Annotated in this window: 18 protein-coding genes; 8 read left to right on the forward strand and 10 right to left on the reverse strand. The window is 70.7% G+C overall.

Annotated features, from left to right (window positions below):
* Positions 1–65: 65 nt before the first annotated feature.
* Positions 66–1,295 carry a MurT ligase domain-containing protein gene (locus tag AB0B89_RS00090; RefSeq protein WP_358545776.1) on the forward strand — a complete coding sequence of 410 codons (1,230 nt, stop codon included), beginning with the start codon at positions 66–68 and terminating at the stop codon, positions 1,293–1,295.
* Positions 1,285–1,998 (forward strand): glutamine amidotransferase, encoded by a 714-nt coding sequence (locus AB0B89_RS00095; protein ID WP_358545778.1) that lies wholly within the window; start codon positions 1,285–1,287, stop codon positions 1,996–1,998. The genes AB0B89_RS00090 and AB0B89_RS00095 overlap by 11 nt, the downstream gene beginning before the upstream one ends.
* A 24-nt stretch (positions 1,999–2,022) precedes the next feature.
* Here the strand turns inward: AB0B89_RS00095 and AB0B89_RS00100 are convergent, their stop codons facing one another.
* A complete protein-coding gene (locus tag AB0B89_RS00100) occupies positions 2,023–2,385 on the reverse strand; it encodes a DsrE family protein (protein WP_358545780.1) in 363 nt (120 codons plus the stop codon).
* 99 nt (positions 2,386–2,484) lie between these two features.
* On the opposite strand from AB0B89_RS00100, the gene AB0B89_RS00105 reads away from it, so the two are divergent.
* The 3 genes from AB0B89_RS00105 (at position 2,485) to AB0B89_RS00115 (ending at position 4,913) form a co-directional block, all read left to right on the forward strand.
* A complete protein-coding gene (locus tag AB0B89_RS00105) occupies positions 2,485–2,973 on the forward strand; it encodes an FABP family protein (RefSeq protein WP_358545783.1) in 489 nt (162 codons plus the stop codon).
* A gap of 426 nt (positions 2,974–3,399) precedes the next feature.
* Complete coding sequence (locus tag AB0B89_RS00110; RefSeq protein ID WP_358545786.1) at positions 3,400–3,813, forward strand: Fur family transcriptional regulator; 414 nt, start codon at positions 3,400–3,402, stop codon at positions 3,811–3,813.
* A gap of 38 nt (positions 3,814–3,851) precedes the next feature.
* A complete protein-coding gene (locus tag AB0B89_RS00115) occupies positions 3,852–4,913 on the forward strand; it encodes a folate-binding protein (RefSeq protein WP_358545788.1) in 1,062 nt (353 codons plus the stop codon).
* 21 nt (positions 4,914–4,934) lie between these two features.
* Here the strand turns inward: AB0B89_RS00115 and dtd are convergent, their stop codons facing one another.
* The gene (gene dtd / locus AB0B89_RS00120) at positions 4,935–5,360 is read right to left on the reverse strand and encodes a D-aminoacyl-tRNA deacylase (RefSeq protein ID WP_358545790.1); all 426 of its coding nucleotides are present in this window, start codon (positions 5,358–5,360) and stop codon (positions 4,935–4,937) included.
* A gap of 96 nt (positions 5,361–5,456) precedes the next feature.
* Here dtd and AB0B89_RS00125 point away from each other — a divergent pair, with 96 nt between their 5' ends.
* Positions 5,457–6,413, forward strand: a complete 957-nt coding sequence (locus tag AB0B89_RS00125) for an asparaginase (protein WP_358545791.1) — start codon at positions 5,457–5,459, stop codon at positions 6,411–6,413.
* Positions 6,414–6,441: 28 nt separating this feature from the next.
* On the opposite strand, the gene AB0B89_RS00130 is transcribed toward AB0B89_RS00125, so the two are convergent.
* The 7 genes from AB0B89_RS00130 to AB0B89_RS00160 all read right to left on the reverse strand — a co-directional run bounded on the left by AB0B89_RS00130 (position 6,442) and on the right by AB0B89_RS00160 (position 10,173).
* The gene (locus AB0B89_RS00130; RefSeq protein ID WP_358545792.1) at positions 6,442–6,897 is read right to left on the reverse strand and encodes a hypothetical protein; all 456 of its coding nucleotides are present in this window, start codon (positions 6,895–6,897) and stop codon (positions 6,442–6,444) included.
* Positions 6,894–7,280: a hypothetical protein gene (locus tag AB0B89_RS00135; RefSeq protein ID WP_358545793.1), complete on the reverse strand. Its 387-nt coding sequence runs from the start codon at positions 7,278–7,280 to the stop codon at positions 6,894–6,896. Before AB0B89_RS00135 ends, AB0B89_RS00130 begins: the two co-directional genes overlap by 4 nt.
* Positions 7,281–7,348: 68 nt before the next feature.
* Complete coding sequence (locus AB0B89_RS00140; RefSeq protein ID WP_358545794.1) at positions 7,349–7,678, reverse strand: DUF2516 family protein; 330 nt, start codon at positions 7,676–7,678, stop codon at positions 7,349–7,351.
* 219 nt (positions 7,679–7,897) lie between these two features.
* Positions 7,898–8,338, reverse strand: coding sequence for a hypothetical protein (locus tag AB0B89_RS00145; RefSeq protein ID WP_358545796.1), 441 nt, complete (start codon positions 8,336–8,338; stop codon positions 7,898–7,900).
* A gap of 3 nt (positions 8,339–8,341) precedes the next feature.
* Positions 8,342–8,881 carry a helix-turn-helix transcriptional regulator gene (locus AB0B89_RS00150; protein ID WP_358545798.1) on the reverse strand — a complete coding sequence of 180 codons (540 nt, stop codon included), beginning with the start codon at positions 8,879–8,881 and terminating at the stop codon, positions 8,342–8,344.
* A gap of 12 nt (positions 8,882–8,893) precedes the next feature.
* A complete protein-coding gene (locus tag AB0B89_RS00155) occupies positions 8,894–9,814 on the reverse strand; it encodes a M56 family metallopeptidase (protein ID WP_358545800.1) in 921 nt (306 codons plus the stop codon).
* Between the two features lie 2 nt (positions 9,815–9,816).
* On the reverse strand, positions 9,817–10,173 hold the full coding sequence (locus AB0B89_RS00160; protein ID WP_358545802.1) for a BlaI/MecI/CopY family transcriptional regulator: 357 nt from the start codon (positions 10,171–10,173) through the stop codon (positions 9,817–9,819).
* Positions 10,174–10,297: 124 nt separating this feature from the next.
* Between AB0B89_RS00160 and AB0B89_RS00165 the strand changes: the two genes are divergently transcribed.
* Positions 10,298–12,052 (forward strand): glycoside hydrolase family 15 protein, encoded by a 1,755-nt coding sequence (locus AB0B89_RS00165; protein WP_358545804.1) that lies wholly within the window; start codon positions 10,298–10,300, stop codon positions 12,050–12,052.
* Here AB0B89_RS00165 and AB0B89_RS00170 read toward each other — a convergent pair.
* Positions 11,965–13,476, reverse strand: coding sequence for an SDR family oxidoreductase (locus AB0B89_RS00170; RefSeq protein ID WP_358545806.1), 1,512 nt, complete (start codon positions 13,474–13,476; stop codon positions 11,965–11,967). The genes AB0B89_RS00165 and AB0B89_RS00170 overlap by 88 nt on opposite strands.
* A gap of 484 nt (positions 13,477–13,960) precedes the next feature.
* Between AB0B89_RS00170 and AB0B89_RS00175 the strand changes: the two genes are divergently transcribed.
* Positions 13,961–14,524 carry a YetF domain-containing protein gene (locus AB0B89_RS00175; RefSeq protein ID WP_358545808.1) on the forward strand — a complete coding sequence of 188 codons (564 nt, stop codon included), beginning with the start codon at positions 13,961–13,963 and terminating at the stop codon, positions 14,522–14,524.
* Positions 14,525–14,887 lie beyond the last annotated feature (363 nt).

Raw genomic sequence — 14,887 nt, forward strand, 5'->3', positions numbered from 1 at the left:
TCGTACGGCCCGGCTCGTGAGCCTTGTGCGGAACTCTCCGCGCGGGCCGCACTAGGATCACGGGCATGACCCAGCTACCGCTGCGTGCTCAGCTAGCGAGTGCCCTCGGGCGTACTGCCGCCACCCTCTCCCGGGTCACCGGGCGTGGCGACGGATCGGTGATCGGCGGGCGCGTCGGGCTGATCCTGGAGCCCGACCTGCTCCGCAAGCTGGCCGCCGACCGCAAGCTCGTGCTGGTCAGCGCCACGAACGGCAAGACGACCACCACCCGGCTGATCACCTCAGAGCTTCAGGAGCTCGGCGAGGTCGCCACCAACGCCTTCGGCGCGAACATGCCGGCCGGTCACGTGTCGGCGCTGTCCCAGGCCAAGCAGGCGCCCTTCGCCGTCCTTGAGGTCGACGAGAAGTACCTCCCCGAGGTGCTCGACACGACCGGCGCGACGATCGTGTGCCTGATGAACCTCAGCCGCGACCAGATGGACCGCGCGGCCGAGATCTGGCTGCTGGCCCAGAAGTGGCAGCGCGCCCTTGCGGGCAAGGACACCCACGTGATCGCCAACTGCGACGATCCGCTGGTCACCTGGGGCGCCTCGACCGCCTCCCGGGTCACCTGGGTCTCCTGCGGGCAGCCCTGGAAGGAGGACTCCTGGTGCTGTCCGCAGTGCGGCGGTCCGCTCGACCGCAAGGGCAACGACTGGGCCTGCCGCGAGTGCACGTTCCGCCGTCCCGAGCCCACCTGGGTGCTCGACGACGACGCGGTGATCGACCCCCGGCGGCAGCGCTGGGTGCTCGGCCTCCAGCTTCCCGGCCGGGCGAACCGCGCCAACGCCGCCATCGCGCTGGCGACGGCCGAGGCGTTCGGCCTGCCGGTCGACCGGGCGCTCCCGAGGCTCCGTGAGGTCAGGTCGGTCGCCGGGCGCTACACGACGGTCGAGCGCGACGGGCGCTCGCTGCGGCTGCTGCTCGCCAAGAACCCCGCAGGCTGGCTGGAGGCGTTCGAGGTCGCCGACCCGTCCCTGCCGATCGTCCTTTCTGTGAACGCCCAAGGGCCCGACGGCCGCGACACCTCCTGGCTCTGGGACGTCGACTTCCGCATCCTGAGCGGCCGGCCCGTCTACGTGACGGGCGAGCGGCGGCTCGACCTGGCACTGCGGCTCGACGTCGCCGGGGTGGCCTTCGAGCTCTGCGACACCTTCGAGCAGGCCGTCGCCCGGCAGGCGCCCGGCCGCGTCGACGTGATCGCCAACTACACAGCCTTCCAGCAGATTCGAGCGGAGTTCGGCCGTGCCGTCTGACAGCGCCCTGCGCATCGTATGGATCTACCCGGACCTGTTGAGCACGTACGGCGACCAGGGCAACGTCCTGATCCTGGAGCAGCGGGCCCGCAAGCGGGGCATTCCCGTCGAGACCGTCTACGTCCGGTCGGCCGACCCGGTGCCTGACTCGGGCGACATCTACCTCATCGGCGGCGGAGAGGACCGGCCGCAGATCCTCGCGGCCGAACGGCTCCGGCGCGACGGAGGCCTGCGGCGGGCGGTCGACCGCGGGGCCTCGCTCCTGGCGGTCTGCGCGGGCTACCAGATCATGGGGTCGGTGTTCGGCGGCGAGGAGGGCCAGCCGGTGGCGGGCATCGGCCTGCTCGACATCGAGAGCGCCCGGGGGCCCGCCCGCGCGGTGGGCGAGCTGGCCGCCGAGGTCGACACCGGCCTTGGCGGGCACATGCTGACGGGCTTCGAGAACCACATGGGCATCACCCGGCTCGGCCCCGGGGTACGGCCGCTGTCGCGCACGGTGGTGGGCACGGGCAACGGCGACGGCACCGAGGGATGCCACGCGGGCAAGATCGTCGGTACGTATCTCCACGGGCCGGCGCTGGCGCGCAACCCGTGGCTCGCCGACGTCTTCCTGGGCTGGGCCACGGGGCCGCTGACCCCGATCGACGACAGCTGGTACGAAAGGCTCCGCGAGGAGCGCCTCAGGGCCGTTCTGCCCCACTGAGCCGCCGGTGGCGGGGGTCCGGGCTCAGTAGACGAGCGCCTGGACCCCTTCGCCGAGCACTTCCTCGACGAACGTCGAGGCGCCCGCGATGCGCACGCCGTCGATAAGGTCCTCCACGCCGATGTGCCGGCGTGCCGCGCACTGCGTGCACACGGTCACCTTGCCCCCGGCCAGCACGACGTCGAGCAGGTCCGCGAGCGGAGTGGCCTCGGCGAGGGTGAACTCCTTGGCCCGGCCGGGCAGGCCGAACCACGCCGACTCTCCGGTCAGCCACAGGGACACCGGGACACCACTGGCCACGGCGGCGGCCGCGACGGTGAAGGCCTGGTTGCACCGCTCGGGGGCGTCTGACCCTGCCGTCACCTTTATCACCATTGATCGTGCCATGATCTGAGCCTATGCGCGGAGGACGGGACTTCACCAGGCGAATGCCCCGTTCGGTGTCGCGGCGCGAGCCGCGCGGGCGGGCATTTAGGCTCATGTGCCATGGACTCCCAGTCACTGCATCCTGCCCTTGAGCCGATCTCCTTCCTGCTGGGCAGGTGGGAGGGCGCCGGAGTGGGCGGTTACCCGACGATCGAGAGCTTCCGGTTCGGCCAGGAGATCACCTTCGAGCACAACGGCAAGCCGTTCCTGAGCTACCACAGCAGAACCTGGCTGCTCGACGACGACGGCGCCATGGTGAGGCCCCTCGCCACCGAGTCGGGGTACTGGCGGGCGCTGCCCGAGCGGCAGCTGGAGATCGTGCTGGCCCACCCGACCGGCATCGTCGAGATCTACCTCGGCGAGGTCGTGTTCCACAAGATCGAGATGCGGACCGACGTCGTCGCCCGCACCTCGACCGCCAAGGAGTACACGGCGGGGCACCGGCTCTACGGCCTGGTCGAGGGCAACCTGATGTACGCGTACGACATGGCCGCCGAGGGGCAGCCGCTCACCTCGCACCTGTCCGCCGAGCTGAAGAAGGTCGGCTGAGGCGGGGCCAGGAACACGAAAGAACCCCGGGCGTGCTCCGTCTCCTGATGAGACGGGCCGGCTGGACCATGGGAGGAGGGAACTCCCCCCGCCGGCTGCCCGGGGTTCCGGTGTCTGTCGTGGATTCGCCTGGACGCCACCAGTGCCCGGGAGGGCACGACGTCTGGACGGAAGGTCCTGACTGGCGTTGCCCTAGCGGACAGCCACCTCGCTAGCCCAATAATGATCAACCATTGTTCGGACCACCTCCCTTCTGCGTGCTTCGTACGCTATGCGAGCCCCTCCGGGCGGGCAAGCGAATATTTCCTCACGCCCCGAGCCGCGTGAACGGCGTCGTGCGAGGTCCCGGAAGGGGCCGCGTGACGCGGTCCCACTCGGCTCCGCGTACCTCCCTCGCCCCCCGCGCGGGACTCGTAGACTCGGTGCATGACCGGGACATGGCACGAGGAGCTGCGCGCGCGTGGATATCGAGTAACTCCGCAACGGCAGTTGGTGCTGGAGGCGGTCACCCGGCTGGGTCACGCGACGCCCGAGGACATCTGCGGCCAGGTGCAGGAGACCGCCAGGGGCGTCAACATCTCCACCGTCTACCGCACGCTGGAGCTCCTCGAAGAGCTGGGCATGGTCACCCACACCCACCTCGGGCACGGCGCCCCCACCTACCACCTGGCGAGCAAGGCCGATCACGTCCACCTGGTGTGCCGGGGCTGCGGCCAGATCACCGAGGTGAGGCCGGAGCTGGTCGCGGGCATGGTGTCCAAGCTCGAAAGCGAGCTCGGCTTCGAGACCGACGTCCACCACCTGACCGTCTTCGGCCGGTGCCGCGACTGCCGCCCGTGAGTGCGCGGAAATCCGCCTGAGAGCAATAACCTGGACGCATGCGAAGCCCTCTGCTCGACACGCCAGGAGCCGTAGCCGCCGAGTCCCCCGATGACACCGTCGCCGCGCACTACGGCGAGCTTTACGCCGAGCAACGCGCGCTCGCGGCGGGAGAGGCCCTGGTCGACCGGAGCAACCGCGAGGTCGTCCGCATCTCCGGGCCCGACCGGCTCAGATGGCTCAACGACCTCAGCTCGCAGAAGGTCGACACGCTGGCGCCCGGCACGCCCACGCAGACGCTGCTCCTCGACGCGCAGGGCAGGCTGGAGCACCACCTGACGCTCGTCGACGACGGCGAGTCCGTCTGGGCGCACGTCGAGCCCGGCACCTCGGCCGCGCTGGTCGCCTTCCTGGAGAAGATGCGGTTCATGCTCCGCGTCGAGGTGGCCGACATGACCGCCGGCTACGCCGTGGTGACCGTCGCCGCCCCCGGCGCGGCCGACGGCGCCACGCGGCCGGTGCCTGAGGGGGCGATCGCGATCGGCGGCGACCTGCTCGTCCCGCGCGAGCGGCTGGCCGGGCTCGCCGAGGAGCTCGGCCTGCGCCCGGCGGGCCTGTGGGCGTACGAGGCCCTGCGCATCGAGGCGCACCTGCCTCGGGCCGGGTTCGAGACCGACCACAAGACGATCCCCCACGAGGTCGGCTGGATCGGCTCCGCCGTCCATCTCAGCAAGGGGTGCTACCGGGGCCAGGAGACCGTCGCCCGGGTGCACAACCTGGGTCACCCGCCGCGCCGCCTGGTCTTCCTGCACCTGGACGGCAGCGTCGACACCCTGCCGCACCACGGCGCGCCGGTGACCTTCGGCGTGGGGTCGCCCAGGGAGGCCGACCCCGAGGCCGCCGTGGAGGGGAGCGCCGAGCCCGGCCAGGTCGGCTTCGTCGGCTCGTCGGCCCGCCACCACGAGCTCGGGCCCATCGCCCTGGCCGTGGTCAAGCGCACCGTCCCCGTGGACATCTCGCTGCTGGCCGGGGGTGTTCCCGCGAGCCAGGAGGTCATCGTGCCGCCGGACGCCGGGCGCAACGTCACCATCGACCCGGGCCTGCGCCGCCGCATCCGCTGACCCCGCCGCCGGTCGGGCGTCTCAGGTCTCGATGATCAGCGTGATGGGGCCGTCGTTGACGAGCTCGACCTTCATGTCGGCCCCGAACACACCGGTCTCCACCCGGGCGCCCGCGGAGCGCAGCTCCGCGACCACGGCCTCGACCAGGGGCTCGGCCACCGGGCCGGGCGCCGCCGCCTGCCAGGTGGGGCGGCGGCCCTTCCTGGCGTCGCCGTAAAGCGTGAACTGGCTGACCACCAGCAGGGGCGCGCCGATGTCGGAGCACGACTTCTCGCCCGACAGGATGCGCAGGCCCCAGAGCTTGGCGGCGAGCTTCGCGGCCTCGACGGGGCCGTCGGTGTGGGTCACGCCGACCAGCACGAGCAGGCCGGGCTCGTCGATCGCCCCCACGGTCTGCCCGTCGACGACCACGGAGGCGGAGGTCACCCGCTGAACAACGGCACGCATGGTCCACGATTCTTCCACCGCCGTCGCGCGGGCGACGCCATCGGCCTGAACGGCGTCCTCTCACCGTCCGTACACTCAGGTGCGAAAGGAGGCCAAGTGTCCGCTGTGCCATTGATTGTGGAAGTTGTCCGTTCCGGGTTCGTGGAGTCCGTCCATCGTGCCTGGGTCTTCGCCATGGACGCCGAGGGGGTGCCGGTGGCCGTCCACGGTGACGTCGCGGCCGCGGCCTCGCCGCGCTCGTCGATGAAGCCGTTGCAGGCGCTCGGCATGCTCCGCGCGGGGCTCGACCTTTCCGGCGAGCTTCTCGCGCTCGCCTGCGCGAGCCACTCGGGTGAGGACTTCCACGTCAGGGGAGCCTCCGAGATCCTCGCGGGCGCGGGGCTCGACGCGACCGCCCTGCGGTGTCCCGAGGACCTTCCCCTGGACACCGCGACGGCGCACCGGGTGCTGCGCGGCGGAGGCGGACCGGCCCGTATCACCATGAACTGCTCGGGCAAGCACTCGGCGATGCTCGCGACCTGCGTGGTCAACGACTGGCCGACCGGCGACTACCTGCATCCTGGGCATCCCCTGCAGAGGGCGATCCGCGCGACCGCCGAGGAGCTGACCGGAGAGCGGGTCGCGGCCACCGGAGTCGACGGCTGCGGCGCGCCGCTGTTCTTCGCCTCCATGGCCGGGGTCGCGCGGGCCTTCCGCGCGCTCACGCTGGCCGCGCCCGGCACGTACGAGCGGCGGATCGCCGACGCGATGCGCGCCCACCCTGAGTGGACCTCGGGCACGTCCCGCCCCGAGGCCGCGCTGATGCGCGCCGTGCCGGGGCTCCTGGTCAAGTCGGGGGCCGAGGCCTTCGAGGCGTTCGCCTTCGAGGACGGCCGTGCGGCCACGGTCAAGATCGAGGATGGCAGCCAGCGGGCGAGGGCGCCGGTGACGATCGCCGTCCTGCGCGCGCTCGGGCTGGGGCTGGACTCCCCAGTGCTGGACGCGCTCGCCTGCCCGCCGCAGTTCGGCGGAGGCCGTCCCGTTGGCGAGCTCCGCGTACGCGGCCAGGTGTGACCCCGCGCTACCCGGGCCTTGGGACCGCTCAGAGCGAGCGGCGGAACTGGCGGGACGCGGAGATCGCGCCCGAGGTCGTCAGCGTGAACGTGCGCATGGAGCCGGCGAACTTGGACAGGTCCCACTCGGCGGGCCCGTTGTACCAGTACAGGTGGTCGGCCGGCCCGCCGTCGCCGTCCAGCGCGGCCACCACGCGCGCCCAGCGGTCCACGTTGTCGAAGACCACGGCGTACGGCAGGTAGCGGGAGAACAGCTCGATCCGCTGGGCCGGGGGCACCTCGCCGATCTCCCCCGAGGCGAGGTAGTCGCGGAAGCCGAGGGTGTGGGCGAGGGCCGAGGAACCCCGTGAGGTCTTGGCCGGCATGTACTGCCCGCCCACCGCCAGGGCGGCTCCCGCGATGACCAGCGCCAGGCCGATCAGCCCGTACGTCGTCAGCCAGGCGAGCAGGACGGTGGCGAGCACGCCGAGGCCGGTGACGATCACGCCGATCGTGGTCCAGCGACCAGGAGCGCGACGAGCGCGCCCCCGGTGAGCGGGCTGAGCGTGAAGGCGTTGGCGAGCTCGAACCGCCGCTCCAGGATCGGCTTGCCGCCGCTCGCACCCGCGGGGAAGCCGGCGACGACGGTCAGCGCCTGCGAGGGGCCGAGGCCCTGCTGCTCGAACTCGGCCCGGGTGCCGCTCTCGTCCATCGAGGCCGCGGTGCAGCCGATGGCGGAGGTCAGGTCCCCGGCGAAGCACGACAGGTTCTGGAGGGGGGCAGGGCCGCTCAGCTTGACGACGGCGTCCCTGACGGGGGCCGACCAGCCGCTGACGGCGTACCAGCGCAGCTCCTCGCCGCCGCCGACCGGCGTGACGGCGCCCGCCACGTCGTACTCGATGGTCGCGGTGCCCTTGCCGCCGGACCGGCGGTGGATCGCGCCGTCCCTGGCAAGCCCTACCAGGGCCCGTACGGGCCGCTGTTCCCTCCGCCCTTGCCGATCTCGCCGACGGCCGGCTTCACATCGGCGAGGTAGATGCCCGACCCGATCACCGACGCGACGGTGAAGATGCTGAGCACCGAGAGGTACTTCACGGCGGCGGCGAACGAGAACAGGGTCGCGAGGCCGAGGATCAGCAGCCAGAGACGCTTGTTGAGCTTGCCCGCCATGGCGAAGGCGCGGGCCGGGGTCCTCAGCGCGTGGATCAGAGCCCAGGCACACAGGCCGAACGCCCCGATAGCGAGCACCCAGAAAATGAGATCCAGGAAGCCGTGAATCTCGAACATCGCCTCTCCAAGGGGTCAGGTGAATGCCGGGTTCAGCCTAGCCCGGACGGAGACCTCCCGGGGGGCCCGCGACGGTCGTCACGGCCTGGTCTGGAGGTGCTTGATCTGGACGTGCTGGACGGCCCGTGCCCGCTCAACGCGCACGGGCCGTACCCCGACAACGGACGCGGCCCGCCCCGGGTTCCGGGACGGGCCGTGCTCCTGCGGACGTGACGGCGTTCAGGCCTTGGGGCCGGTGCCGCGGGTGCTCTTGCGGGCCTGCGTGGGACGGGCGGCGGTCGCCGGCTCGGCGCTGCTGGAGACCTCCTCCAGCTCCAGCGCGGCCTCGCCCGTCACCCTGCTGACGACCTTGCGGCCCCGGTTGGCGAACTGGTCGTACAGCATCACGGCCTTGTGGGTGATGGTGTCGGCGTACTCCTTGGCCTTCTCGGGCAGGTCCTTGGCGACGGCCTCGGCCTTGACCTGCACGGTGCTGGCGTACTTCCGCGCGATGTGCGGCAGGTCGCGGGCCGTGGCGCCCGACTCCACCCGGCGCGTCTGCAGGCGCTGGAGCTGCTCGGGCAGCTCACGCAGCTTCTCGACCGCGAAGTCGCCCGCGCCGGCGACGGCGTAGAACGGCTTGGACTCGGCGAGCTTCTTGACCTCGGCGTTGAGAGGCATGGGTTAACCTTCCTTGGGTTCCGTTTGAATGCGGCCGTTCGGCGAGGAGGTCACACCCTCCTGGTCGAGAACCGTTTCGACCTCCGAGGTCGCTGACTCGGGCCGGGCGTTCTGGGAGGTCCGCCCGGCCTCGGTCTGCGCCTCGACTCGGTTCTCCTTGCGAAACGACTCGTAGATATCGATCAGCACCTGACGTTGCCGCTCGGTGAGCGTGCCGTCGGCCCGCACTGCGGCCAGCACGTCGCTGTCCGGCTCGCGGTCCTCGATGAGGCCCGCCTGCACGTACAGCGCCTGCGACGAGATCCGCAGACCCTTGGCGATCTGGTTGAGGATCTCCGCGCTCGGCTTGCGCAGCCCGCGCTCAATCTGGCTCAGGTAGGGGTTCGACACCCCGGCCTGAGTGGCGAGCTGGCGCAGGGAGATCTTCGCCTGCTTCCGCTGATCGCGGATGTACTCACCGATTGAGCCGACCTTCGGTAGTTCCATGCCTTTAGTCTGCATCAGTGTGCTTGCAAATGCAAACACGCTGGCAAACTCCAGCAAGCACTAGGGATGTCAGCCGGGATAGATCCACAGAAGAGGCGCGGACACGGACAGAAGCACAGAGAACGTGACGAGGCTGTACCGGAACCGCCTCGGCAGCGCCACGCCAGGCTTGATCAGGCGGTTGACCCGCGCCATCACCTGCTCACCGGCCGCGCCCATGGCTCCGTTAGGAGCGGGCACGGCCCCGGCCGTACCGAACCGGAGCAGCGCGGTCGCCAGCCGGCGAGGCGAGCAGTAACGGCGGGCACGGTCGTCGGCGGCCATCTCGACCAGCAGGGCGACCGAGGAATGGGCGTTGCGCACCACGCTCAGCCAGGGCAGCATCCAGCAGAGGGCGGTGAACGGCAGCAGGACCAGGTCGTGACGCTCGCGGACGTGCGCGGCCTCGTGGGCGAGGACGGCGGTGAGCTCGTCGGCGTCGAGAAGCGACAGCGTGCCCGCGCTGACCACCACCTCAGACCTGAGGCCGGGCAGGCAGTACGCCGCCGCCCCCGGGTGGTCGACCACGCGGACCCCCGGCACGCCGGGGTCGTCGCGGGCGATGAGCGAGAGCAGCACGCGGTGCCGGCGCCGGGCGCGGAGGGTCTGCGCCCCCGCGGCGAGCAGCACCACGACGAGCACGGCGAGGAGCGCCAGGCCGGCGACGAGAGCGGCGACGCGGGGCAGGTCGTACGGCTTCATCAGGCCGTACCCCATGCCGAAGGAGATCGCCGACTCGGCGAACGCGCGCAGCCCGTACAGCACGCCCCCTCCGTAGGGCTCCAGTGCGTACGCGAGCATCGCACCCACCGTGGCGAGGCCCCACGTCACGCCGAGGGACTGCCACAGCAGGATCGCCGCCCGGGGGGCGCGCCACGGCCATCGGGCGAACGCGAGCCGCCATGCACCCACCGCGCACGCCGTGGCGAGCGCGGCAAGGACAGCGGCCATGATCACTCCTCTTCCAGCTCCGTGAGTGCTTTGCGCAGGATTTCGGCCTCGGAGCCCGAGACCGTCTGGGCGAAGCGCGTGAGCGCCGCCGAGCGGTCACCGGTCATGTCGAGCGCTTCCAGCATAAGCTCAGCGACGTATGCGTCGCGGCTGGCGCCGGGCTCGTAGCGCCACGCGCGGCCGTCACGGGTGCGGTCGAGGAAACCTTTACGGGTCAGCCGGTCGAGAACGGTCATGACCGTGGTGGGGGCGAGGTCGCGGTCGGCGATCAGACGGCCGACCTCCCTGGCGGTCAAGGGGGCCCCGTGGGCCCACAGGATGTCCATGATGCTGCGCTCAAGCTCGCCGAGACCCTTCACGCACGCAAGCCTACCTCGGGTAGTACTACGTCGTGTAGAGAGTCCGGGCGGCCTGCCTCGCTTACGCGGAGAGTTGGGCCGCGGACCGGGGTATGACCTGGCGTAACAGGAAGGAGCCACCTCGATGGCGCACGGGGGGAGCTCTGGCTTCGCACCGCAGGTGCTACGGCTCTACGCCTTCCTCGGTGACGGGTACCGCGGGGCTTTGATCGGCCCGAGGGGAGACATCGCGTGGCTGTGCGTGCCGGGGTGGGATTCCGACGCGGTCTTCACCAGCCTCCTCGGCGGAGAGGGCACGTACGCGGTCACTCCCTCCGACACGCGGTTCGTGTGGGGAGGGCACTACGACAGCGGGTCGCTGATCTGGAACAGCCGCTGGGTGACCTCGGCAGGCGTCGTCGAATGCCGTGAGGCCTTGGCGTTCCCCGGCGATCCGGACTGTGCTGTGCTACTGCGGCGCGTACGGGCTGTGGAAGGCCCGGCGGAGGTCGTGGTGATCCTCGACCCGCGGGCGGACTTCGGCAGGCGGAACCTGTGCGGGGCGCATCGTGAATCAGGGGTCTGGAGCGGGCGCACCGGTGACCTCCACATGCGCTGGACGGGCGCCGGACACGCCCGTCGGGGGGCACATGGCGAGCTGCGCGCCACCCTGCGCGTGCCCCCGGGAGGACACCACGACCTCGTACTGGAACTGGGCCGCCGGCCGTTCGAGACGGCTCCCCCCAACCCGGCGGACGCGTGGCGCGCCACGGAACGATCGTGGTCCGGCGAAACGCCCCACCTGTACGGATGCCTCGCCCATCGCGACGCCGCGCACGCCCACGCAGTGCTGCGCGGCCTCACCACGCCAGGTGGCGGCATGGTCGCGGCGGCCACCACTTCGCTGCCGGAGCGGGCCGAGGCGGGCCGTAACTACGATTACCGCTACGCCTGGATCCGTGACCAGTGTTTCGCCGGTCACGCCGCCGCAGTCGCCGGCAGCGAGGTCCTCATGGACGCCGCGGTCGCGTTCATCACCGCACGGCTGCTGGCCGATGGGCCCCATCTGGCACCTGCCTACACCACCAGGGGCGGCCAGGTCCCGCAAGAGCGTGAACTGGCGTTCCTGCCCGGCTACCCCGGGGCCCCGCCCAAGATGGGCAACTGGGTGACCGGGCAGTCGCAACTGGACGCCTTCGGCGAGACATTGGTGTTTCTCGCCGCCGCCGCGCGCCGGGACCGGCTGGACGTCGACCACTGGCGCGCCGTGGAGATCGCTGCCGAGGCCATCGCCGAGCGGTGGCGGGAACCGGACTCGGGAATCTGGGAGCTGCCGGCGCGCCAGTGGGTGCACTCCAAGCTGACCTGCGTCGCCGGGCTGAAGGCGGCCGCCTCCGTGGCGCCCGCGGCGCAGGCGGGTCGTTGGAGCGCTCTGGGCGACACCATCCTCGCCCATACCGCAAGCCACGGACTCCACGCTTCGGGGCGTTGGCAGCGCGGCTTCGAGGATCCGCGGGTGGACGCGGCGCTGCTCATCCCCGCGGTGCGGGGTGCCCTGCCGGCAGGCGATCCGCGCACCGTCGCCACCCGCGCGGCCGTACACGCCGAGCTTGAGTCCGATGGTTACCTCTATCGCTTCCACCAGGACCGGCGACCGCTGGGCGACGCCGAAGGGGCCTTCGTGCTCTGCGGCCTGGTCGCCGCGCTCGCCGCCGGGCAGAGCGGAGACCACGTGGGGGCGGTGCGCCTGTTCGAGCGTAACCGGGCCGCCTGCGGTTCGCCGGGCCTGTACGCAGAGGAGTACGACGTCGGTCAGCGGCAGTTGCGGGGCAATCTGCCCCAGGCATTCGTCCACGCGCTGGTGCTGGAAGCGGCCGTCACCCTGTCGGCGTCAGAATGAGAAGGCGTGGTTCGACCTGTCTTGGTGCTGTCGCGCAACCCGTTCAGGCTCCAGCCGAGGGCGATGGCCGCGTCGGCCAGGGCGACGCGCCGCCACCGGTCGTCGACCGTCCCGAGTGCCAGAGCGGTGGCCGCGTGCACCAGGTCGATCACGGCGCCGCCGACCAGCAGAGACCTGCTGGGGCGAAGGCCTGACATGGCCGCCTGGCCCAGCTGCCGGGCTCCCAGGAGGCGGGCGACGATCTCCACGGTGCGATCACGTCTGCCTCCGAGCGCACAGATCACCCGCGCGGGCACGGTGAGCAACACCAGCCCCCACGCCGCGCGCCCGGCCTCGATCGCCCGCACCGCCCGGATTCCCTCATGAGGAAGATCAGCAGACGGCTCGACCCCCGTCATCCTGGTCGTCTTGAGCCGGTGGGCCAAGGCAAGTGCGCCCAGGCCCGTCGCGAAGGTCGCCGTCACCGCGGTGAGCAGCCCGTGGTGCTGGGAGGCCCAGAGCTGGACGCTGCGGGACTTGGCCCTGTCGTCGAAGGAACCGTGAGCTCCCTGGTCGGTACCCGGCTCGGTGTCGGCCGGCCGCCACAGGTTGGGAGGGTCCCGATGCGTCACATGCTTGGTCTGTTGAGAGCGGTATCCCATCCAGGCCAGATACCGGTCGAGTACGCCGGGCGCCACCGCGTTGGCGAGGAGCGTAGCCGCCGTCGAGCCGCCCACCCAGTACTCACGCCGCCGCGGGTGGTCCGCCGCGTAGACGACCGCGTCGGCGGGGATCTCGGGCTGATAGATCGGGGGAACAGGCTGAGGATGGCCGGGCAGGCGCGAGAGCACCCAGTCGAACTGCGGGGTGTTCACCGCGGGCAGCTGCACCATGGTGACCCGCACCTTGCTCTTGTCGTGCAGTAGTTCGCACCGCACGGACTCGTTGAACCCCTGGATGGCGTGCTTGGCCCCGCAATAGGCGCTCTGCAGGGGGATCCCCCGGTACGCCAGGGCCGAGCCGACCTGCACCACCACGCCATGGTCGCGAGGGATCATCCTGTCCAGCGCGGCGCGGGTACCGTTCACGAAACCGAGGTAGGTCACTTCGGTCGCACGGCGGAACTCGTCCGGTGTGATCTTCGTGAAGGGCGCGAAGACCGAGGCGAAGGCGACGTTCACCCACACGTCGATCGGGCCGAGCTCGCTTTCGACCTTGCCGGCCGCGGCGTCGACCTGCTCGTGATCGGCTGTGTCGACCTCGATGGCCAACGCCTCGCCACCCGCCTGACGTACATCGCGCGCCGCACCCTCAAGACCGTCAGCGCCGCGAGCCAGCAACGCCACGGCATCACCCATCCCAGCGAAGCGGCGTGCCGCGGCCCGGCCGATGCCCGCGCTGGCTCCGGTGATCACCACGACACGGCGTCCGTTTGCTGTCGTCATGACTCGACTTCCGTCCTGCCTGGGGCCGGGCACCGTGAGGACCTACGCGGCGGAACCGACCTGGTATCGGGCGTGGCGTGCGTATGTCCACGTGCGACCACTTGAGGCGTACCGCATGACAGCCGCGGTTCCTAGCCTGATAAATACGATGAAGGTCCCTTACCCGATCAAAACGACAAAACACCGTAAAAGCTGCAATATTATTATAAAGCGGGTTCCGCTCCCATGGGGTGCGAAAAGGGAGCCACTGTAAGGTGATGCGCTCCTGATGCCAGAAACTCGTAGAGCGTTTCTGATCGTTTTCGCGGAACGCCGAGAGGGTAAACCCATGCAACTGAGGTGCCGGCTGGGCGCCTCTTTCACCTGCGGGAAGACTCGTGGCTGCTCCTACCTCGCCACTCGTGTCGATCTTCGTCGAGGCGGGGACGGACGCGCGCCGGCCGACCGGGAGCCGGTGCGAGGCCCCGCTCCGGACGACCACGGCGTGAACGCGATCCTCGATGCGCTGGTCGGCGATCCTCAGCGTGCCCTGTATGCCGCCGTCAAGATACTGGCGTTGTTCCTCACCGCTGTGATGGCGTTCCGGCTCGGTGGCCGCCGCTCGCTGGCCGAGTTCTCACCCGTTGACTTCGTCACCGCCATCTCGGTAGGGGCGATCATCGGGCGTACCGCCACCGCCACCGACGCCTCGGCCATGACCGGGGCGGCGGCCCTGGTCACGTTGTTGTTCGCGCACCGTGTGGTCGTCTGTCTACGTCTTTTTCCCGGGGTCGCCCATCTCGTGGACCCAACGCCGCGGGTACTGGTCCATGACGGCGTGGTGCGGCGGCTGGAACTGCGCCGCTGCCGCATGACCGGGCGCGATCTGGACGGCGTGCTCCGCCGGCACGGCGTCACCGACCTCGCGAACGTCCACCTCGCGGTTTTCGAGCCCGGGGGCTCGATTTCCGTCATCACCCGGACAGGGCACCAGGCGGCTCGCCGTGAGCACAGCCCGACGGAGCCGAATGGTCCGGCCGTCGGGGAAGAGACGGATCCCGATCCTTGACAGCACAGCCGGACGTACAGTCGACCGCCTCATGCGTCCCGCCACAATCGGTACGGATGGCAGGCCGGTGAGCCCGTACCACATGACCTCGTCAATCCTCGGCAAGGACCGTACAAGGCCTGCGTAGGTCACCGTCGATCCCTGGTTTTGCCCGCTTGGCCGCCGGGAAGGGCGACGCGGGTAACAGGTTGACATGGGTGACAGGTTCCAGAGCATGCCAGGTGCGCACCGTCCAGCCGCACCAGAGCCCGCGCGCCCCCCTGCGACGGCGAAAGCGCCGGTGAGAATAGTAGGACACCGCTTCCGGCCGCCGCCGTGCTCCGCTCACGGATCCTGTGCCCGCATTTCGCGGACCGGAGGCAC

The sequence above is a fragment of the Sphaerisporangium sp. NPDC049002 genome, from assembly GCF_040649355.1.
Lineage (GTDB): Bacteria > Actinomycetota > Actinomycetes > Streptosporangiales > Streptosporangiaceae > Sphaerisporangium.